At 65.3% G+C, this 19856-nt stretch carries 16 protein-coding genes and 1 tRNA gene; 6 read left to right on the forward strand and 11 right to left on the reverse strand.

Annotation, left to right across the window (positions count from 1 at the left end; genetic code table 11):
* Positions 1–94: 94 nt before the first annotated feature.
* Positions 95–1867 (reverse strand): L-lactate permease, encoded by a 1773-nt coding sequence (locus HZR14_RS03715; RefSeq protein WP_181691517.1) that lies wholly within the window; start codon positions 1865–1867, stop codon positions 95–97.
* 274 nt (positions 1868–2141) lie between these two features.
* Here HZR14_RS03715 and HZR14_RS03720 point away from each other — a divergent pair, with 274 nt between their 5' ends.
* Entirely contained in the window at positions 2142–2780 is a 639-nt protein-coding gene (locus tag HZR14_RS03720; RefSeq protein WP_181691518.1) for an ArsR family transcriptional regulator, read from the forward strand.
* Between the two features lie 31 nt (positions 2781–2811).
* Here HZR14_RS03720 and HZR14_RS03725 read toward each other — a convergent pair whose 3' ends face one another.
* From HZR14_RS03725 to HZR14_RS03740, 4 genes are all read right to left on the reverse strand, one after another.
* Positions 2812–4593, reverse strand: a complete 1782-nt coding sequence (locus tag HZR14_RS03725) for a hybrid sensor histidine kinase/response regulator (protein ID WP_181691519.1) — start codon at positions 4591–4593, stop codon at positions 2812–2814.
* 103 nt (positions 4594–4696) lie between these two features.
* Positions 4697–6442, reverse strand: a complete 1746-nt coding sequence (locus HZR14_RS03730) for an L-lactate permease (RefSeq protein ID WP_181691520.1) — start codon at positions 6440–6442, stop codon at positions 4697–4699.
* Between the two features lie 578 nt (positions 6443–7020).
* On the reverse strand, positions 7021–8349 hold the full coding sequence (locus HZR14_RS03735; protein ID WP_181691521.1) for an outer membrane protein assembly factor BamB family protein: 1329 nt from the start codon (positions 8347–8349) through the stop codon (positions 7021–7023).
* Positions 8350–8512: 163 nt separating this feature from the next.
* A tRNA-Gln gene (locus tag HZR14_RS03740) sits at positions 8513–8585 on the reverse strand.
* A gap of 185 nt (positions 8586–8770) precedes the next feature.
* On the opposite strand from HZR14_RS03740, the gene HZR14_RS03745 reads away from it, so the two are divergent.
* A complete protein-coding gene (locus HZR14_RS03745) occupies positions 8771–9349 on the forward strand; it encodes an IMP cyclohydrolase (protein WP_181691522.1) in 579 nt (192 codons plus the stop codon).
* A gap of 152 nt (positions 9350–9501) precedes the next feature.
* Positions 9502–11046 carry a sensor histidine kinase gene (locus tag HZR14_RS03750; RefSeq protein ID WP_181691523.1) on the forward strand — a complete coding sequence of 515 codons (1545 nt, stop codon included), beginning with the start codon at positions 9502–9504 and terminating at the stop codon, positions 11044–11046.
* A 32-nt stretch (positions 11047–11078) separates the two neighbouring features.
* On the opposite strand, the gene HZR14_RS03755 is transcribed toward HZR14_RS03750, so the two are convergent.
* A complete protein-coding gene (locus HZR14_RS03755) occupies positions 11079–11819 on the reverse strand; it encodes a beta-ketoacyl-ACP reductase (protein ID WP_181691524.1) in 741 nt (246 codons plus the stop codon).
* Between the two features lie 141 nt (positions 11820–11960).
* On the reverse strand, positions 11961–12122 hold the full coding sequence (locus HZR14_RS03760; RefSeq protein ID WP_181691525.1) for a DUF6757 family protein: 162 nt from the start codon (positions 12120–12122) through the stop codon (positions 11961–11963).
* A 235-nt stretch (positions 12123–12357) separates the two neighbouring features.
* Here HZR14_RS03760 and HZR14_RS03765 point away from each other — a divergent pair, with 235 nt between their 5' ends.
* Positions 12358–12645, forward strand: a complete 288-nt coding sequence (locus tag HZR14_RS03765; protein WP_181691526.1) for a DUF5789 family protein — start codon at positions 12358–12360, stop codon at positions 12643–12645.
* Between the two features lie 348 nt (positions 12646–12993).
* Positions 12994–13395 carry a hypothetical protein gene (locus HZR14_RS03770; protein ID WP_181691527.1) on the forward strand — a complete coding sequence of 134 codons (402 nt, stop codon included), beginning with the start codon at positions 12994–12996 and terminating at the stop codon, positions 13393–13395.
* Positions 13396–13680: 285 nt separating this feature from the next.
* Here HZR14_RS03770 and alaS read toward each other — a convergent pair whose 3' ends face one another.
* From alaS to HZR14_RS03785, 3 genes are all read right to left on the reverse strand, one after another.
* A complete protein-coding gene (gene alaS / locus HZR14_RS03775) occupies positions 13681–16470 on the reverse strand; it encodes an alanine--tRNA ligase (RefSeq protein WP_181691528.1) in 2790 nt (929 codons plus the stop codon).
* Positions 16471–16589: 119 nt separating this feature from the next.
* On the reverse strand, positions 16590–16793 hold the full coding sequence (locus HZR14_RS03780) for a DUF7561 family protein (protein ID WP_181691529.1): 204 nt from the start codon (positions 16791–16793) through the stop codon (positions 16590–16592).
* A gap of 123 nt (positions 16794–16916) precedes the next feature.
* Entirely contained in the window at positions 16917–17168 is a 252-nt protein-coding gene (locus HZR14_RS03785) for a DUF8015 family protein (protein ID WP_181691530.1), read from the reverse strand.
* A 661-nt stretch (positions 17169–17829) separates the two neighbouring features.
* Here HZR14_RS03785 and HZR14_RS03790 point away from each other — a divergent pair.
* Positions 17830–18528 carry a DUF7530 family protein gene (locus HZR14_RS03790; protein WP_181691531.1) on the forward strand — a complete coding sequence of 233 codons (699 nt, stop codon included), beginning with the start codon at positions 17830–17832 and terminating at the stop codon, positions 18526–18528.
* Positions 18529–18609: 81 nt separating this feature from the next.
* On the opposite strand, the gene HZR14_RS03795 is transcribed toward HZR14_RS03790, so the two are convergent.
* The gene (locus tag HZR14_RS03795; RefSeq protein WP_181691532.1) at positions 18610–19605 is read right to left on the reverse strand and encodes an ornithine cyclodeaminase family protein; all 996 of its coding nucleotides are present in this window, start codon (positions 19603–19605) and stop codon (positions 18610–18612) included.
* Between the last annotated feature and the right edge of the window lie 251 nt (positions 19606–19856).

Raw genomic sequence — 19856 nt, forward strand, 5'->3', positions numbered from 1 at the left:
GTCTCGCCCGGACGGACCGGCCTCGGTTTATAAGACCGTCGTCGTCGGATCCCGGCGAGCAACGGACCCGGTCGGACGCCCGCCGGGATCGCGATCAGAACACGTCCGGAAAGAGGACGTAGCTAAACAGCAACGAGAGCGCCCCGACCGCCGTCGCGTAGTACACGAGCGGAACGAGGTTGAGCCGCATGACGCGCCCCTCCTCGCCGACGAGGCCGACCGTCGCGAGGGCGGCGACGACGTTGTGGATCGCGACGAGGTTGCCGATCGCGCCGCCGACCGCCTGCGCGCCGACGATGAGGGTTCTCGGCACGCCGACGCTCTCGGCCGCGAAGAACTGGAACGGGCCGAACGTGATGTTCGAGACCGTGTTTGACCCCATCAGCGCCGCCCCGAGCGCGCCGATGAAGGCGGCCGCGAACGGGTACGCCGGCCCGAGGGTGTCGGCGGTAGCGGTCGCGAGCACGACGATCATGCTGTCGACCCCCGCCGCGTGTGCGCCGGACTGTAACATGACGTGTGCCATCGCCAACACGAACGCCAGCGCGATGAGCGGCGACCGGAGGTTCAACGACGCCTCGCGCCAGGCTTCGAGGACCTGTCCGCGCGACATCCCGAACAGCGGAATCGCGACGACCGCGCTCACCAGGAGCCAGGTCCCCGGAAGGTAGGCGATCTCGACGCCGTTTTCGATCCCCGTTCCGAGTATCGCGGCCCACTCGAACCCGAAGAGCCCGATCGTGATCTCCCCGACCGCGGTCGTCACCGTCCCGAACCGAAGGGACAGCGCGACGCCGAAGACGTCGACCGTCTCCCCCCGGAGGAACCGCGATATCGGCTCGACGCTCCGCGTGACGACGAGCGTGACGACCAACAAGACGTACGGTGTCCAGGCCCGGAGCGGGGACATCGTGTACTCGCTGGGGACGACACCGCGGACGTCGGCCGGGTGGATCGTCCCGATCCAGTGGTCGGGCCACTCCGATTGTGGCGGGAACTCCCATTGCGATTCGGGCTCGAAGTAGCCGAGCCTGAGTGCGGCGATGACGACGGCACCGCCGAGCATAGACCCCAAGAGAGCGGGGAACTCGGCGCTGACCTGGGCGGCCAGCCAGTAGGGGATGCCGAAGGCGACACCCGCGAACAGACACAGCGGGGCGACCTCCCAGGCGGGGTCCAGCGACCGATCCGCCCCGAAGAAGTAGACGACCATTCCGACCGCGAAAAGCGGCATCACGACCCCGACGAGGGCGTGATACGTCGCCGCCCACCTGGCGACCTCGACGGCGAACTCCGTGGTCGTCATGCCGTTGGCCTGGATCGTCGCCTCGATCTCCGAGACGCTCGACATCGGCTCGCCGATCCCGACGAGCATCGGCGTGCCGACCGCCCCGTAGGTGACGGCGATGACGTGTCCGACCAACGCGACGACGACCGCGGCCAGCGCGGGGAACCCGAGCCCCAAAAGCAGCGGGGCGACGACGGCGGCGGGCGTCCCGAAGCCGGCCGCGCCCTCGATGAACGTCGCGAGAAAGAACGCGACGAGGACGGTCTGTACCCGCCGGTCTTCGCTTATTTCGGCGAAGCTGCGGTTGAGGGTATCGAACGCGCCCGAGCGGAGCATCGTATAGAGCAACACCAGCGCGGCGAAGACGATAAAGAGGATCTGAACGGCGGTGATGACGCCCTCGATCGTGGCGGCCAGAAGCCACCTCGGGGGCGTCCCCCAGACGAAAAAGCCGATGGCCAACGCGACGAGCCACGCGATCGGCATCACCCGGGCCGCCGGCCACAGGAGCCCGACGAGAAGGACGCCGACGACGAGCAGGGGAAACGCCGCAAAGAGCACGTCGATTGTGGGGTTCATATTCGGCCCGTCACGTGTCGCGGCTCGGGGCTATCGGCGGCCGTTCGCCGCAGCCCATCGATCGTTGCCATCGCCTCTCGTTCATGTGCTACCGTCTCTCTGTGGTCGTCGGAGCATTATAAGCATCGGGGAAACGCCGGGCACCCCGACGGACAAAGGGAGCACCCCGATGGACAAAGGGAGCACCCCGATGGACAAAGGGAGCACCCCGATGGACAAAGGGAGCACCCCGATGGACAAAGGGATTATACCCACCCCGGACGTGCTACCTCGCATGGCATCCGAGCGCGAACGGAACGCGAACGGGGAGTTCACCGACCGGATACCCGCCGACGCCGCACTCGACGCGTTCGATGGGCGTGAGGACGTCGCACGCCCGCTGACCGCCGCCGACGTCATGGAAGCGCTCGATTGCTCGCGGCGGACGGCCCACAACAAACTCAACGCCCTCGTCGACGAGGGCGAACTCGAAACCCGTAAGATCGGTGCCCGCGGCCGGGTCTGGTGGCGGCCGATCACGGCCGGCGAACGGAACCGCCGCCTCGCCGTCGAGGGGGCGGAGGGCCGATCCGCAGGCGTCGACGAACCGGACGGCCGAACGGATGGCCTTCCCTCGGAGGTCGAGCAGGCGATCCGGGCGGCCGATCTCCCGGGATCGGGCCGAACGCTCGACGCCAGACGGGAGGCGCTCGCGGCGGCCTACGAGCACCTCACCAGCCACCCGAGCGCGACGAAATCGGACTTCCTCGACGACGTGTACCCGAAATACCCCGCCGCGTTCGAGACGCCGGAAGGGTGGTGGAACGCGATCCAGCCCGCGTTAAAGCAGCTTCCGGCCGTCGACCCGCCCGAGGAGCGCGGCCACCTCTGGCAGTTCCTCGGCGGCGATCGGTTCACGCCGACGCTCGGCTGATCCCGGCGGAACCGGGGGACTGCCGGCCGTGTTATCCCTCGAGTCGGACCCCTCGGAACTCGAACCGTGCCCCGCCCTCGCTGCCGTCGGTCACGTCCACCTCCCAGCCGTGTGCTTCGGCGATCTGCTGTACGATACTCAGGCCGATCCGCAGCGTTTCGTCCGCGGTGGAGTAGCCGGCCTCGAGGACGCTCTCCCGCTCCCCGTCGGGGATGCCCGGTCCGTCGTCTTCGACGTAAAACCCGTCCGGGAGGTCGCCGATGACGACCGTGACGTCCGCCCCGCCGTGTTCGATCGCGTTTCCCAACAGGTTCTCCAGTAGCTGATGGAGGCGGGATCTGTCCGCATGAACCGTGGCGTCCGTCTCGACGACGAGCCGCGCTGCGGCCGTCTCGATGGTCCGCCAACAGGAGGCACCCAGCGCCGACAGCTCGACTGCCTCCGTGTCGCCGATGGTTTCTCCCGCCCGAGCGAGCGTGAGTACGTCCTCGACGAGCGCCTCCATCCGGTCGAGCGCCCGTTTCGCCGGATCGATGTGCTCGCTCGCACACGCCTCGCTGGCGAGGGTCAACCGGCCTTTCGCCACGTTGAGCGGGTTACGCAGGTCGTGGGAGACGACCGACGCGAACTCGTCCAACCGGTCTCGCTGCCGTTCGAGCTCCCGTCGGCGGCGCATGTGGTCCGTGATGTCCGCCTGGATGGCGATGAACGCCGTCGGCTCGCCGGCCCCGTCCAGTACCGGAGCGACGGTCTGGTGGGCGTGATAGCGCTCGCCGGACTTGCGGCGGTTGACGACGGATTCCTCCCAGACCGTCCCGGCCAGGAGCGTTCGCCACATCTCCCCGTAGTAGCCCTCGGACATCTCCCCGGATTTCATGATGGACGGGGTCGCTCCCAGGGCCGTTTCCGCCGCGTATCCGGTAATCCGCTCGAACGCGGGATTAACGTACTCGATGGTTCCGTCGGCGTCCGTGATGTAGACGGCGTGGCCCGCGTGTTCGACGCACAGCTTGAACTGTTCGAGCCGCCGCTGGGTTTCTTTCCGGTCCGTGACGTCTTGGATCGTACAGACGAGTCCGCCTTCGTGTGTCTTCGCGAGGCGGTGGTCCTCGGTGAACGTACTCCCGTCGGCGTGAAGGCCGGTGGTTTCGCCCTGCCAGGACCCGGATGCTTCCACGACCGGGATGATCTCCTCTCGGATGAACTGAATCGATTCCTCGGGATAGGTCACCTCCCAGTGTTCGCCGATCATCTCCGCCGGATCGTATCCGTACATGTCCGCGTACCGCTGGTTGACGTACGTGAAGCGTCCGTCGGAATCGAGGATGCTGATCCCTTCGTCGGCGGTTTCGATCGCTTTGAGGTGGCGCCGTTGGACGCGTTGGGCCCGGGTTCGCTCGACGTGGCTCCGGATTCGGGTCGCCAACAGCTCGTATCGCACCGAATCGGATCCCTTCTGGAGATAATCACTAGCCCCCGCGGTGATCGCCTTACTGGCGACGGCCTCGCTGCCCTTGCCGGTGAAGAGGATAAACGGGAGTCGGGGATACGCCTGGCGGACCGTCTCGAGGAACTCGATGCCGTTCCGTTCGGGCATGTCGTAATCGGAGACGATACAGTCGTAGTCGCCCTCGGCGAGCCGGTCGAGCCCCTCGCTGGCACTGGCCGCCGTCTCGACGACGAGCCCGTCGTCTATGCGTTCGAGGAACTCGACGGCGAGTTCCGCAAAGCCCGACTCGTCATCCACGTGGAGTACTCGAACGGTCTCCGTCTCCCTTTCGGGCCGAGACACCTCGTTCGATCCGGACGCCATAGGATACGATCGCGTCCGAGAGTATATATATCTGCGTGGCACGCGGGGATCCGCGGCCGTCCGTCGAAACAAAAAGCGCGAACGCCAGGAGGCCGCGATCCGCTCAGAACAGTCCCGGGAAGAGGACGTAGCAGAACAGCATCGCGAGGATGCCGACGCCGGTGGAGTAGTAGATGAGCGGTAGGAGATTGAGCCGCATGACGCGGCCCTCCTGGCCGACCAACCCGACGGTTGCGAGGGCGGCGACGACGTTGTGGATCGCAACGAGGTTACCGATGGCACCGCCGACCGCCTGCGCGCCGACGATGAGCTGCGTCGGGAGCCCGAGCTGTTGGGCGGCCTCGAACTGGAAGCCGCCGAAGGTGATATTCGAGACGGTGTTCGACCCGGCCATCGCCGCGCCGAGCGCGCCGATGAGGGCGGCGACGAACGGGTACGCCGGCCCGAGCGCGTTCGCGGTCGCCTGTGCGAGCGCCTGGATCATCCCGACCTCGATGTCCGAGGGCGCGACCGCGGACTGCAACATTACCTGCACCATTGCGATGACAAAGATCAACGCGATGAACGGCGAGACGAGTTTGCTCGCGGTCTCGCTAAACGCCGACTTGACCTGGGTGCCGCTCATGCCGAAAATCGGGATCGACAGGAGCGCGGGGACGATGAGCCAGAAGCCGGGAACGCTCATCCAGGCGATCGAGTTGCTGATCTCCGTCCCGAGGATGTTGCTCCATCCGAGGACGATACCGACGGTGAAGCTGCCGATCTCGACGCCGTAGTCGGGGTTACCGATCGCTGCGCTGATCGGATCGACCGCGCGCGTGATGACGAGCAACACGACGACGAGAATGTAGGGAACCCACGCCTTCGCGAGCGACATCTGTTGGGTACCGCCGTCGGTGGCCGTTCGCCCGCCGTTGCTCGATCCCGGTTCGATGGTGCCGACCCAGTGATCTTTCCACTCCGAACGCGGTGGGAAGTCCCAGTGGGAGTCGGGCAGGAGATAGCCCGCACGGAGCACGCCAACGGTGATCGCACCGCCGACCATCGATCCGATGAGCGAGGGGAACTCCGCGGTGATGTACCACGCGGACACCCAGTAGGGGATCACAAAGGAGATCCCCGCGAACAGACACAGCGGGGCGACCTCCAAGGCGGGCCCGAGGGCCCCGTCCTCGTCGTCCCCGAAGAAGTACACGACCATCAACACCGCGATGAACGGCATCAGGAAGCCGACGAGCGCGTGGTACGTCGCTGCCCACGCGGCGACCTGATTCGAAAACTCCGTGACGCTCGCGTAGCCGCCGGCGGTGATCGCCTCCTCGTAGATGCTGAGGGGGTTTTCGATCCCGATGATGATCGGCGTCCCGACCGCGCCGTAGGTGACAGCGATGATGTGCCCGATGATGGCCGCGATCACCGCCGCAAGTGCCGGGAAGCCGAGCGCGAGCAACAGCGGGGCGACGACGGCGGCGGGTGTCCCGAAGCCGGCCGCGCCCTCGATGAACGTCGCGAGGAAGAACCCGAGCAGGACGATCTGGACCCGCCTGTCGTCCGAGACGGCGGCGAATCCCTGGTTGATCCGGTCGAACGCGCCGGCCTCCTGTAGCGTGTACAGGAGCAACAGCGCCCCGAAGACGATCCAGAGAATCGTCAACGCCGTGATGACGCCGTTTATCGAGGCGGCCGCGACCCAATCGGCCGGCATTCCCCACACCGCGAATCCGATCACGGCGGCGCTTATCCACGCGATCGGCATCGCCCGCGTGGCCGGCCACAGGAACCCGACGAGCAATACGCCGGCGATCAAAAGCGGTGCCGCGGCCAAGAGCAACTCGACCGCACTAGCCACGGAGACCACCTCCACCGGCGTCGGTGACTGTCGGTTCCAGCGGTGGTACGTCCATGACAGACTGGCTTGTCGCTGTCATAGCCATCGGGTATCACACTCGGTATTTATACTTATCGACGGTTCAACTACTGGTCGGGCCGGGCGGGTCGCAGTGTGGCCTCCACGGGCGGTATATTCAACATATACGTCCGTCTGTCGGACGATTTTCCCTGTATATGTATACGTATTTGCTCGAAAAGCGGTCGTTCAACTCACGTAGTACGGTACTATTGCCATGGGAAATATATTTGACCGGTGATCGACGCCAGTTCATTCGTGTGTCACGGTGGAGTCATGCGATTTTTCGTTGCCAAAGCGGTCCGATCGTGGCTTTCTCTCCACCCGGCTTCGTACACGACACCGTATCACATCCACGGGTACACACGTCTACACAGGTCGTGCAGTCGACTGTAGTGGTCGTCCACCGGAACTCGGCCCCTCGGCAGCGCTCGCGCGCGCCGTCGAGTCCCCGAGCCCCCGTACCTGAGTGCGCTAAGCCCCCTTCCGACCGTTGTATTTCTGTCGCCCCCTTCCGACCGTTATACGAGACTGTACGCACGACCCCGCTCGTGGAGCGTCTGGGTCTCGTCGTCGTTCCAGTACCCGGAGATATCGCCCCGCTCGGCGAAGTAGATCCGGTCTCCGTGGGGAACCGCTTCGCTCGTCACGTGGCCGACGCCGCCGACGCGCCACCGGATCTCCCCTGTCCGCTTGTCGAGCGCGTACAGATGCGTATCGTACGAGCCGACGAGCACCGTCTCGGCCGTCACGGAGAGTGAGCCGATGACGTTTCCGTGGACGTTTCTCGACCAGCGTTCCTCGCCGGAGTCGGCGTCGAGGGCGTACACGTGGTTATCGTCGCTGCCGACGTAGACGGTCCCGGCGTCGGGATCGATTCCGGGGTTCGACATGATCACCCGTCCCGTCTCGAAGGACCACTCCTCGGTCCCGTCGGCCAAATCGAGCCGATAGAGGTGGCCGTCCCACGACCCGACGAACGCTGACCCGTCGTAGGTCGGGATTGTCCCCTTGATCTCCGCGCCGGTCTGAAACGACCACGCCGGCTCCAGGGAGGGGAACTCCCAGGCGTAACACACCCCGTCGTTCGACCCCGTCAACAGCCGTTCGGCAGCGGGATCGATCGACGTCGACGGGTGAGGCATTCCCCACAGGCGGCTATCGTGCCAAAGCGGTGTGCCCGTCGCCGCGTCGAGAGCCCACATCGTCCCCGAAGGGGCCTGCCAGGGGTAGTTGTACTCCGCGACCACGTATACCACGCCGTCCCAGTAGGCGGGGCTCGATCCGATCGCGATCGCACCGCGGAGCCGCAGATTCGAGGTCTTCCAGACGCGCGTTCCCGTCTCCACGTCGTACGCGTACATCGAGCCGTCGTAGCCGCCGATGTAGGCCGTCCCGTCGACTACCAGCGGCGTCCCGTGAAAGCCGAGACTCGTCGCCGCCCCCGTTTCGACGCGCCAGCGCCGCTCACCGTCGGGCGCGACCGCGTGTAGCTCCCCCGTATCGGCGGGGATCAACACCGTTTCGCCGTCCGGCGTCGGGCGGGGGCTCGACTTCGCCGCGGTGTGGCCGATCCCGTTGACTGGCATCGACCACTCGATCTCGACGCTGTCGGGAACCACGGCGTCGGGATAGTAGCCGAGTCGGCGCAGTCCCCCCCTGAACATCGTCACGCCGTCGTCGTCGGGGTACGTTTCGTCGTACGGCAGACGCTCGGGGTCGAACCCGGCCTGGGTTCGGCCGTAGTCCCCGCGGAGCCGCGTCCACCCGAGGCCGCCGCCGACGGCTATCGCCCCGAGCGCGAGCACGTCCCGCCGCCGCCTCCCACGTCGATCCGGCCGGTCGGTCATCGGTCGAACTGTTGGCCGGCGTCGGTATATGACTCCCGGTCGAACCGGATCGTCGGCTGGTCGGTCGGTCGATGGCCGGAACACGTGTGGGTCGTCCCGCACAAACCTAACAGTAGTCCATCCGCACAAACCTAACAGTAGTCCATCCGCACAAACCTAACAGTAGTCCATCCTGGATTCGAACCAGGGTCGTCAGCCCCAGAAGCTGACAGGATTGGCCACTACCCCAATGGACTCTGTCTGACCCGACGTGAGTGTGAAACTAAACGCTATCGGTTTTCGCTCCCCGTCGGCGTCCAACGCCCGAGACGGCAGCGGTTCACACGGAGGGAGACGCGACGGTCGACGAGCGCGTCACCCGGTTTCGACGCGTTTCGGCCCGAACCGACACCGACATACCGCCTCCCGCGCACCTCCCGGTATGTACGTTGGACGGTTCATCGTCGTCGCACCCGATCGGGCGGCATACCGCGTTTCCTCGCGGTCGTTTCCGAACCGGCGGGTCATAGAGCGTGACGGGGCGCTCACCGTGGCACCCACCGAGGACGCCCCCGAGACGGACAACCCATATATCTCGTATAACTGCCTGCGGACCACCGACGACGGCACCCACGCCGTCATCGGCAACGGAACGCAGGTCGATCCGATCACGGAGAAACTCGACCTCGGCTACCCGCCGCGGGACGCGCTCGTCGAATCGCTGCTCGCGCTCGATTACGAGAAAGACGAGTACGATACGCCCCGGATCGCCGGCGTCGTCGGCGATCGAAGCTACGTCGGGATCGTTCGACGGGACGCGGTGCTCGTCGAGGCGGTCGACGGACCGACGCTCGTCGCGACCTACGGGAAGGACTCTCCCGAACCAGTCGATCTGGAGGCGACTGGGGCGACAGCGCTGGCGAGGGACCTCTACGAACGCGAATTCGAACACCCCGTCTGTGCGGCCGCGGTCACGACCGACGGTTCGACGTTCGAGACCGGGCTCTATAACGGCGCGTAGGGGAGGCGGTCCACCGTTGGAGGGCGTCACCGGCGTCGTTACCCCTATCGATCGGAGGGGCCGTTCCGTCCGACGGTATAATGTCGCGGGTGGACTCATCGCTCGAAGCGATTTGAGACTATATCCGTTCGGCGGCGCACCCCTCACCTACAATGCCCCCCGACGACAGCGGGGAACGCGATAACGTCCCACCGTCCCGTATTCTCTACTGTTCTCGTGATCCCGATCGAGGCGTCGTTTCCGCCCTCGAGAGCCGGTATACCGTGCGGACGGCGACGGCCGCGGAGGCGGTGACAGAGCGCCTGGACGATCGAACCGACTGCCTCGTCGTCGACGCCGAAATCTTCCGAGGGACGCAGCCGAGACATCTCGGCCTTTCGAGGGCGGAGCGGATGCCGGTCGTCGTTTTCGCCGACACAGTCGATCCGGCGTTGATGCGATCCGTCGCCCGCCGCCCGGCGTTCGATCTGGTGTATCGCGACTCGGTCGAGGCCGATCCGACCGGTTCGGAGCCGAACTCGGAGGTCGATCGGCTGTCCGAACGTATCGACGCCGCCTGCCGCAACACCCCCGCTGATCTCGATAGCTCGATTCTCGAACTCGCCGGGCTGTTGATGAGTGCGGCCCCGGACGAAGTGGACACCCGAATCGAGTGGGGGCTCCGGTCGGTCGGGGAGGCACTCGGGGCGACCCGATGTGTGCTGTACGACTGCGGCGAGGCGTCCCTCGGACGGACCCACGAGTGGGCGGCGTCGGCACCGCTCTCACACGAGTCGGTCCCGACGACGGCGTTTCCGGGGTTCGAGCCGTCGCTGGAGCGGTTCGACCCGTTCGTCGCCGCCGACGCCGAACGGATCCCCGAGGAACTCGGATACGAGGACGGCTCGTTCGTCGCGATCCCCGTCGTGATCGAGTGGGATCTCACGTGGGTTCTGGCGTTCGGCGGCGTTCCCTCCCACTCGATCTCTGAACCGACGCTCACCCGGTTGGGAACGTTCGGCGACCTCATCGGGCATACGCTCCGACGGGACCGCCGACTCCGGGAGATCGAACGACAAAACGAGCGGCTGGAACGGTTCGCATCGGTGATCCGTCACGACCTCCAGACGCCGCTCAACGTCATCAGCGGCTTCGCCAATCTGGCGAGAGAAAGCGGCGACGTGTCCGACATAGAGCGGATCGATGCGGCCGCCTCCCGGATGGAAACGATCCTCGAAGACCTCTATGCGCTCGTCCACGAGGCGAACGATCTCGGCGATCGCGAGCCGACGGCCGTCTCGGAGCTCGTCGACCGCGCCCGCACGACCGTCGACATGGGCGAGACGACCGTCGACGTCGATAGCGTTGGGGTCATCGAGGCCGATCCCGGCCGCCTCCAGCAGGCGCTCGAAAACATCTTTCAGAACGCGGTCGAGCACGCCGGCCCGGACGCTTCACTCCGGGTCGTCGCCCTACGCGATGGATTCGCGATCGAGGACGACGGACCCGGTATCCCGGAGGCCGATCACGGGCGCGTGTTCGATCAGGGATACACCGATGGCGGCACCGGGCTCGGGCTATCGATCGTCCGGACGGTGGTCGAAGCCCACGGCTGGGACGTCTCGGTGACCGACGCCCCGGACGGTGGCGCACGCTTCGAGATCACGGGCGTTCAGTTCGTCAGTCGGGGCGGCCACCGGACTGACGCCACGCCGTGATTCTCGGACGTCCAGACGCTGTCGCAGCGCCGTTACCACTCCATCCCGCCGTTGATACCGAGGACCTGTCCGGTCATGTACCTCGAATCCTCACCCGCGAGAAAGCGAACGATTCCGGCGACGTCCTCGGGTCGCGCGAACCGGCCGAGCGGGATCCGCCGGAGGATCTTCTCTTGGACCCGTTCGGGAACGATCTCGAGCATCCCGGTATCGACGAATCCGGGCGCGACGCAGTTCGCGGTCGACCCTTCGGACGCCAACTCTAAGGCGAGCGTCCGGGTGAAGCCGAACAGTCCCGATTTAGTGGTCGCGTAGTTGGCCTGCCCGTAATTGCCCTGTTGGCCCACGACGCTGGAGACGTTGATCAACCGTCCCTCCTCGGACGATCTGACGTCCTCGAAAAAGCAGTGCGTACAGTTGAACGTCCCGCCGAGGTTGACGTCGATGACCCGATCCCAGTCCTCCCGCGTCATCTCCTCGAAGCGCTTGTCGGCCGTGATGCCGGCGTTGTTGATCAATACGTCGATGGCTCCGAACCGGTCGTGGACGGCGTCGCGCATCGCTTCGACCTGGTCGTACTCGGCGACGTCGGCCTGTGCCGCCATCGCCGCCCCGTCCGTCCCGTCGATCGCTTCGACGACCGCCGCCGCCTTCGCTTCCGACGATCGGTAATTGACGACGACGTTCGCCCCCTTGCCCCCGAGTTCTTCGGCGATCGCGCGACCGATACCGCGCGACCCCCCGGTGACGAGACAGGTCCTGTCTTCGAACATGTATCCTCTGTCGATGCAAACGGCAAAAGGGTTGCTGATGGGAACCGACGACGAGCGGAGGAGGGACGCGGAGGGGTCGTCCGGCCTCTTTGCGGCCTGTCGTCGCCCGGCATACCGATCCGCGTCGAGGCGCTTCGGCCGTCAATCGAGCGTGTCGTTGATCTGCGATTGGAACTCCTCGATCCACTCGGACTCGGAGAGTTCCTCCATCCGGTCGCGGAGATGCGGCTTACAGAGGCCGACCTTGATGTGGTCTTTTTCGACCGCGACCGCGGCCTCCTCATCACAGTAATGACACTGCATACCCAGCGGTACGTGACGGAACGATTTGAACCCAGCGCTCGTGTCATTCATCTGTCGGACGGACGGCCGACGAGGAAACCCACGGGATCGGAGACTCCGCCGGCCGTCGGTCGCACGCTGTCCGAGGGCACCCTCGGGCGGGATCATCACGAAATATTATGACCCTATATGTCTTAATTGATCAGGAATGAGTTTATAATAAACGTTCATATAGGATACGCCCCACCCACCGCGTATGCGACTACTCGCAACCGTCGACGAGCGAATCGATGCTCACAGCTACCCCGCGACCGCCGAGGAGCTCATCTCCCAGTACGGCGACGTCGAACTCGAATTCCCCAACGGTGGGGAGACGTTCGGCGACGCCCTCGATCGACTCGGCGAGACGACGTTCGTGGACGCCGAGGACGCCCGACTCGCGACGTACTCGGCGGTCTCGAAGGGCGCGATCGGCCGGGAGAACTACTCCGACCGGGATGCCCCCTCGATCGGTGAATCGGCCCCCGAGCCGGTCTCGTTCTAACGTCGAAGGCGGCTTCGGCGGCCCATCGTCGGCCCCCGTCGATGAGAACGGACCAGACGTTTTCGAGACGTGTTCGGCCCACACTGTTGGCTGTGATTTCGTGACGCGCGCTACCCGGGACCTGATACTGCCGGCAAGGTGTGCGCGATGAGACCGCGCCACTGGCGCGTGAATCGCGGACTGGCGGTATCGCCGGCAGCCTGCGGTACTGTCCGCACGTTCCCGTCGAGCGTCACGGATCCTGCTCCGTATGCGAGTCTCCCCCGCCTCTCGTGCGGCGCGCCCGTCGTTCGTACGGAATGAAAAAAAGCGGTATTAACTTATCACCGTACCTCGAACGGCATGCGTATGCTTCGCAAACTCTTCATGCTGTTTGGCCTGGTCGAACTCATCGCCCCGGATCCGGTGCTTAGAGCCTGCCAGCGGATTGCGTTCACGAACCCCGAGCAGGCAAAGCTTCACTCGAGGGCAAACCGACTGACCCGGATCGAGGGAGCTACGCTCGCCTGGTTGCTCTTCCGCGGCAGGGAGCGTTCACCGGTCGTAAGCAGGATTTTCGAGGCTGCTGGTGCTCTGATGGTGGTGTATCCTTCGCCCCTGATCAGGTTCGGCCAGTCGTTTGCCTGCGAGAACCCCTCCGAACTCGAGCTTCAATCCTGGGTGACACCTGCGGCCCGGCTGCTCGGTGTGCTCTATCTCGTCGTCGTTTTCGTGTCCGGATCGGAGAGTGAATCCGAGAGCACATCGTAGGTATTCGGATACGTCTCGGACAGCGCCGCCACAGCACGAGCGCCTCATACTGTCGGGTATACCTATAGTACACATCGCAATTATATACACATCGATCGCACTGCCGCCGTGCGGTCGAGTGTGTCTTGTCTTCCGATGTCTACTATAGTACACATCGCAATTATATACACATCGATCGCACTGCCGCCGTGCGGTCGAGTGTGTCTTGTCTTCCGATGTCTACTATATTTCAAGCTATTCGCGCGACGGTGACGCGATAGCTTCACGAAGTTATAGCCGACAGTATCAGGCGTCCGAGAGCCGCCGCAACACGTCCGGGGCCGCCGCCAGGGCGTCCTCGAGCTCGTCGGTCTCCGGACCGCCGCCCTGGGCGAAATCGGGCGGGCCGCCGCCCCCGCCACCCACGCGGTCGGCGAGCTCGCTCACGACCGCGCCGGCGTTGAGCTCGACGCCGTCGGGGACCGCAACGACGAACGTCGCCCCGTCGAGACCGCTGCCCAACACCGCGACGGAGCCCTCCTCGACGAGGGCGTTGGCGGTCGCCCGGAGCTCGTCCATATCGGCGTCGACGCGCTGGACGACGGCGGTCACGCCGCCGAGGTCGACCTTCTCGCCGGTGTCGCCGCCGCCCTGTGCGCGGACCGCCGCGAGCTGTTCTTTGAGGTCTTCGATCCGCTTGCCCCGCTCTTTCCACTCCTCGAAGAACCGCGTCGCCGTGTCGGGGACCGCCTGCGGCGAGACGTCGAACGTCTCCGCGGCCGCGTACAGCGCGTCCTCGGTTCGCTGGGTCGCCTCGATCGCGGCGTCACCGGCCGCGAACACGAGCCGTTCGACGCCGTCCTGGACGCGCTCCGTCGAGAGTATTTTGATCGCCCCGATATCGCCGGTCCGGAGGACGTGGGTGCCGGCACAGGCCTGGACGTCCTCGCCGACGTGGATCAATCGCAGCCGTTCGCCCGGGGGGATCCCGCCCTGATAGAGGTCGAACCCGTGTTCGTCCTCGGCCTCCTGGCGGTCCGGCCACTCCTGTCTGACGGCGAGGTTGTCCGTCACGACGTCGTTCGCGACGCGTTCGATCCGTTTGATCTCCTCGCGGGAGATGCGCTCGTAATGGCGGATATCGAACCGCGAGGACTCCGTTCCCTTCTGGGCTCCGGCCTGTCTGACGTGCTCACCGAGTACCTCGCGGGCGGCGTATCCGACGATGTGGGTCGCCGTGTGGTGGGCCATCAGCCGCCGCCGTCGGGTCCCATCGACCGAACCACGGACGAACTCACCCTTGCCGGGGTCGTCGTCGGTCCGATGGAGGACGACGCCGTTGGACTCCTGTACGTCGACGACGTCGACCGTCGTGTCGTCCGTCGAGAGCGTCCCGGTATCGGCCGGCTGGCCGCCCCCCTCGGGGTAGAACATCGTCTGATCCAACACCACATCGTAGCCGTCCTCACGCTCGATGACGTCGAGGACGACTGCCTCGAAGTCGGTCCGCCCCGGCTCCTCGTAGTAGAGCTTCTCCGTCTCCGGGAGGTCTGCGACGTGTTCGTCGGTCCTCGTCCCCTCGTCCGCCTCGGCCGTCCCGTCGTCCTCGCTGTGGCGGGCGGCCACGAGCGAGTAGAAGTCGTCCGGGATCTCGACGTCCGCCCCGTACTCGGCGGCGATCTCTTCGACCATGTCGGGCTGGATACCGCGGCTGTCGTAGAGCTCGAGGACCTCCTCTACGGGGATGGAATCCTCGCGGTCGGCGTACTCCTCCGCGAGCCGTTCGACCTGCCTGCCGCCGCGCTCGAGGGTTTCGCGGTACTTTTCGACCTCCGTGCGGACGATGTCGCGGATCCTGTCGCGGTTGGCGTAATCGAGCCGTTCGGCCTGCATGTCGACGAGTTCGTCGAGCGGCGCGTCGACGCCGACGGTGTCGGCGAGCCGTTTCGTCCGCCGCAGGACCATCCGCGCCAGATACCCGGTCCCGACGTTCGACGGAACGATGCCGTCGCCGAACATGTACGCGAGCGTCCGGGAGTGATCGGCGATGGCGTAGACGCTCTCCAGCGGTTCGACGAGGGCTCCCAACGCCTCGACATCGACTCCGAGCGTTTCGGCGATGTCGCCGCGGGCCGCCTCCACGTCGTCGACGTCGTCGATATCGAGTTGGCCGGAGAGACGGGCGGCCCGCCCGATCAGCTCGGATTCGGTCTCGGTGTGTTCGATCCCGGCGTTCTCCTTCAGAAAGGTGATCATCTCGGGGTAGACCGCCTCGTACACCGTCGGGGTACCCTGTGACATCCACGTCCACCGTTCGAGCCCGTAGCCCGTATCGACGATGTAGGTGTCCATGAACGAGTACGTGTTCCCGTCCTTGAGTTCGTATTCGCCATCGGGGTCGCGCTCCAGACACATGAACACGAGCGTGGCGAGTTCGAGCCCGCGGTAGATTACCTCGATCGCGGGGCCGGCGTTGCCGCCGCCGACCCACGGGTCCTCGATGTACGTGACCTCGGAGACGTCCGCGCCGAGCGAATCGAGCAGCTCATCGCAGTACGCCACCGTCTCGCTTTTCCAGTACACCTCGCCCTGATAGGCGTACTGATCGGGGTCCTCGACGTCCTCACGGGCGTTGAACGCGTGGTGGGCCATCATCTCGAAGGCCATCGTATGCCGGCCGGTCTTACCGACGTTGTCGATGTCCTGCATCCGGATGCAGGGCTGTGAGACACACAGCGGGTTGGCGGGCGGCGGCGTCTCGCCCGACGTGACGAGCGGCTGGAAGTCGTAGATCGACGCCTGCGTCAGGAGGACGTCGTCGCGCCAGCGGTTCGCCGCGACCGGGTAGGGATCGATCCGCTCGTGACCGTGGTCCTCGAAAAAAGAGAGGAACGCCTCGCGCATCTCCTCCAGACTGTAGGCGTCGTCGAAGCCCGGACTATCGATGAACTCGTACTCCGCACAGGGCGGTTCCCCGCACAGCTTACGGTCGGGGTCTCTCGTCCAGAAGTGCGCCCCGCAGGAAGGGCACTCCTTCCGTTCGAACCCCTCCTCGTGGAAGTACTCGATTTGGTATTCCTCGTCGAGATCGCTCATTACACCTCGTTGGCCCGTGATCGGCTAAAGGGTTTTCGAGTGTCCGAGAACACGATATCCGGCGGGGAATGCGGAGCATCGGGCCTCCTGCGTCGGATGTCCTCCCGCTGGAGGGTACGCTACCCCACGAGTTCGGCGACGTCCGCCCCGGTCGGCTCCTCGGGGAGTTCCTCGATACAGGCGAAACAGAGGAAGTACTCGCTTCCGTCGTCGAACGCCAGCGTCATCCCGCCGGTTCCCGCCGGCTCGGACGACCAGATACCGGCGATACCGCCGCCGATGGCTACGTCCTCGCCACAGGCGTCGCAGGGGTCGGTAGTCATACCGTCTTCTCGGCCCGCGAGAACAAAAGCTGTCGTACCACCGGCCGCCCGGCCGATACCCAGACGCGATGCGGGACTCGCATCGGTGGATCTCGTGGGTGCCGGACACACCGGAAGGTACTCTCACGCGGGCGGGTTCAACACGACTCCGTCGACGAGAACCGGAACGACGACGAGCGCGCCGACGCCGAGGGCGAGCCAACCGGGGATCGCGGCGACGTGGCCGGCGATCCAGGCCGCAAGCAGCGCGGTCGGAATCATCGCCAACAGGAGGTCGTACCGCGTGAGTTCGGGGCCTCGAGTGACGGATGATTCGTCCGGAGCCGTCGGACGGACGATCTGGGGGATGTCTCTCTGTGATGGTTCTCTCGGCACTGTCCTCACCTCCACGCGAACGTACCGCACGCATCAAGTAAAATCTTTCTCAGAATAGTTTAACGAAGCAACTCAAATTATTTGAATGCGTTATTTTGACCCTTCGAGTACATTCGATGTCACGTCCTATACAGTTTTCCGCCGTCCCCTCGGCACCCCCCACCCCCTCGAATGTACTCGGTGATCACAGTCACGGTGGTTCCATTCGGTGGTCACAGTCACGGTGGTTCCATTCGGTGGTCACAGTCACGGTGGTTCCATTCGGTAGTGCCACCCGACGACGGTTGGCGGCAGGGACTTAAGACGCTACGAGCCGTCTTGTCCCCATGCGTGTGTTCGCCACGGGTGTTGTGGAGTTCGTCGGGGAACGATCGGTACCCGGACGTCCGAAGTGGGATCACGAGGCCCGCACATCGGCCCGTGACCGTGGGCAGCATCACTTTCTCGCCGTCCCCGGACTCGGTTTCGGCGTCCTCGGATTCAGTTTCGGCGTCCCCGGATTCGGCTCCAACGATCTCGATTCTGGCTTCGACGCCTCCACTCCTGGCTTCGGCGCTTCCGAGCCTCTCGCCCCCGACGCTTCCGCTCCCGGCGTTACCGACGTAGTCGGTCCGTCTGGCGGGGGGTTCCGACCGCCGCCTGCCGATCCGGGGGGCGCCTGATGGAACCAAAGTACGGCGAGACGTGGGCATACGAGAGCATCATCGGCGCGCTGCCGGGAATCGACCTTTCGCCCGGCGAAGCGATCGCGATACAGCTCGCCGTCTTCGAGGCGTCGGTGCTCGCGCTCGCGTGGTACTACGACCTCCGGGGGGCGGCGGTCGCCGGGACGGCCGCCGTCCTCGTCGCCGCCTTGGGAAGCGCCGAGATGCTCCGAATCAGTGCCGCCGCCCGCCGTCCCGAAACGCCGGAGTCGTACCGACGCCTGCTGTTCGGCTCCAGCATCGAAGTCGTCCTCTCGGTGCTGGCGTTCATCGCGCTCGTGACCCACCTCTTCGTCTTCGATCCCCGGAGTCCGGACCCGCTTGTCGAGACGCTGTTCGGCCCCGAACCGCCCACGCTCGTGGTGTATCTCACGCTGCTCGTCCTGTGGGACCTCTGTTATCGGATCGCTACGGGGTGGTGGGTCTCGATCGTCGGGCTGTGGCGGTCGGTCCGATACCGCTTCGACGGCCGGACCGCGGGCGTACTCCGGCAGGCGGACCGGGAGGCCGTGCTGTTCGGCCTGTTGCAACTGCCGCTGTTGGCGTTTCTCACCGATCAACCGGTACTCTTTGCGGCCCTCACCGCTCACGTGGCAGCGGTATTGCTCATCTCGGGGACTTCGCTCGCCCTGTTGCGGGTCAGAGAGTACGGATGACGCCCGCCGTGCCGGCGGGGGTCGCTCTCCCGTCCGGAGCCCGCATGCTCCGATGGACCGTGCCCACCGGCGGGCGCCCCGTTACCGTACTCGCGTGTCGACCAGTCCGTACGGCGTCCCCTTCTCGTCCTCGTTCGCCCGCTCGTAGACGACGTGGGCGGCGGCGACGTCCTGAATCGCGAGCCCCGTCGAATCGAAGACGGTGACGCCGTCCGCCGCCGTCCGGCCCTCGCGTTTGCCGGCGACGATCTGGCCCAACTCGCCGTCGAGGTCGTCGTCGGTGAGGACCCCCTCGCTCCAGGGGACGTTGATCTCGCCGGAGTGGGTACACTGTTCGTAGTCGTCGATGACGAGTTTCGCCGACGTGACGACGTCGGGCGCGAGTTCGTTCTTGCCGGGCGCGTCGGCCCCCATCGCGTTGACGTGGGTGTGCTCGCCGAGGTCGTCGGCCGAGACGAGCGGCGATTCGACCGGCGTTACGGTCGAGAGGACGTCACACGATGCGGCCTCCGCGATCGACCCGCCCCGGACGTCGAACTCCTCCCCGAAGCGATCGACGAACGCCTCGATCGCGGCCTCGCGTTTGTCCGCGACGACGACGGTCTCGACGTCCCGGACGGTGCTGATCCCCTCGAGTTGGGTGTAGGACTGCACGCCGGCACCGACGATACCGAGCGAACTCGCGTCCTCGATGGCGAGGTGATCGGTCGCGACGGCGGCCGCTGCACCCGTCCGCTTACGGGTCAGCGTCGTCCCGTCCATCACCGCAAGCGGAAACGCGTTCCGGGGATCGGAGTAGATCATCGTCCCCAGTACGGTCGGCAGGTCGTACTCCTCGGGGTTGTCCGTGTGGACGTTGACCCATTTGATCCCCGCGGCGTCCCACTCACCGGCGTCCATGTACGCCGGCATCGACCGGAAGTCACCGTTGTACTCCGGAAGGTCGATGTAGGACTTCGCGGGCATCTGGACCCGTCCGGCCTCGTAGGCCGCGAACGCCTCCTCGACGGCAACGATGATCTCGGCCATGTCGGCGTTCTCATCGACGTCCCCGGGGTTCAACAGTAGCGTCTCCATACGGCAACGTCCCCGCGAGTGGTATTTATATTGTCGGCACGCGGTGTGCGTCCATTATCATAAACGATTTTTTCCTGTTTTGAAGTAACCTTTTGCAGTTACAAAGTATTGTTTTCCCCGCCAGAGTTTTACCCCGTTCGTCCGAACAGACGACGATGAGTTCCGAAGAACACCTACAAGAGACCGACACCGAAGCCCGCTTCGAGTTCAAAAAGGAGGAGTCCTCCGCCTTTCAGACCGAAAAGGGCCTC

The sequence above is a fragment of the Natronomonas salinimetallica genome (assembly GCF_013839515.1).
Taxonomy (GTDB): domain Archaea; phylum Halobacteriota; class Halobacteria; order Halobacteriales; family Haloarculaceae; genus Natronomonas.

What these genes read in the sequence shown, in the direction of transcription:
- HZR14_RS03795 (WP_181691532.1), bottom strand. Translation starts at nt 19,605, where the DNA reads ATGGAGACGCTACTGTTGAACCCCGGGGACGTCGATGAGAACGCCGAC.
- HZR14_RS03715 (WP_181691517.1), bottom strand. Translation starts at nt 1,867, where the DNA reads ATGAACCCCACAATCGACGTGCTCTTTGCGGCGTTTCCCCTGCTCGTC.
- HZR14_RS03745 (WP_181691522.1), top strand. Translation starts at nt 8,771, where the DNA reads ATGTACGTTGGACGGTTCATCGTCGTCGCACCCGATCGGGCGGCATAC.
- HZR14_RS03760 (WP_181691525.1), bottom strand. Translation starts at nt 12,122, where the DNA reads ATGCAGTGTCATTACTGTGATGAGGAGGCCGCGGTCGCGGTCGAAAAA.
- HZR14_RS03750 (WP_181691523.1), top strand. Translation starts at nt 9,502, where the DNA reads ATGCCCCCCGACGACAGCGGGGAACGCGATAACGTCCCACCGTCCCGT.
- HZR14_RS03755 (WP_181691524.1), bottom strand. Translation starts at nt 11,819, where the DNA reads ATGTTCGAAGACAGGACCTGTCTCGTCACCGGGGGGTCGCGCGGTATC.
- HZR14_RS03720 (WP_181691518.1), top strand. Translation starts at nt 2,142, where the DNA reads ATGGCATCCGAGCGCGAACGGAACGCGAACGGGGAGTTCACCGACCGG.
- alaS (WP_181691528.1), bottom strand. Translation starts at nt 16,470, where the DNA reads ATGAGCGATCTCGACGAGGAATACCAAATCGAGTACTTCCACGAGGAG.
- HZR14_RS03735 (WP_181691521.1), bottom strand. Translation starts at nt 8,349, where the DNA reads ATGACCGACCGGCCGGATCGACGTGGGAGGCGGCGGCGGGACGTGCTC.
- HZR14_RS03790 (WP_181691531.1), top strand. Translation starts at nt 17,830, where the DNA reads ATGGAACCAAAGTACGGCGAGACGTGGGCATACGAGAGCATCATCGGC.
- HZR14_RS03725 (WP_181691519.1), bottom strand. Translation starts at nt 4,593, where the DNA reads ATGGCGTCCGGATCGAACGAGGTGTCTCGGCCCGAAAGGGAGACGGAG.
- HZR14_RS03765 (WP_181691526.1), top strand. Translation starts at nt 12,358, where the DNA reads ATGCGACTACTCGCAACCGTCGACGAGCGAATCGATGCTCACAGCTAC.
- HZR14_RS03780 (WP_181691529.1), bottom strand. Translation starts at nt 16,793, where the DNA reads ATGACTACCGACCCCTGCGACGCCTGTGGCGAGGACGTAGCCATCGGC.
- HZR14_RS03770 (WP_181691527.1), top strand. Translation starts at nt 12,994, where the DNA reads ATGCTTCGCAAACTCTTCATGCTGTTTGGCCTGGTCGAACTCATCGCC.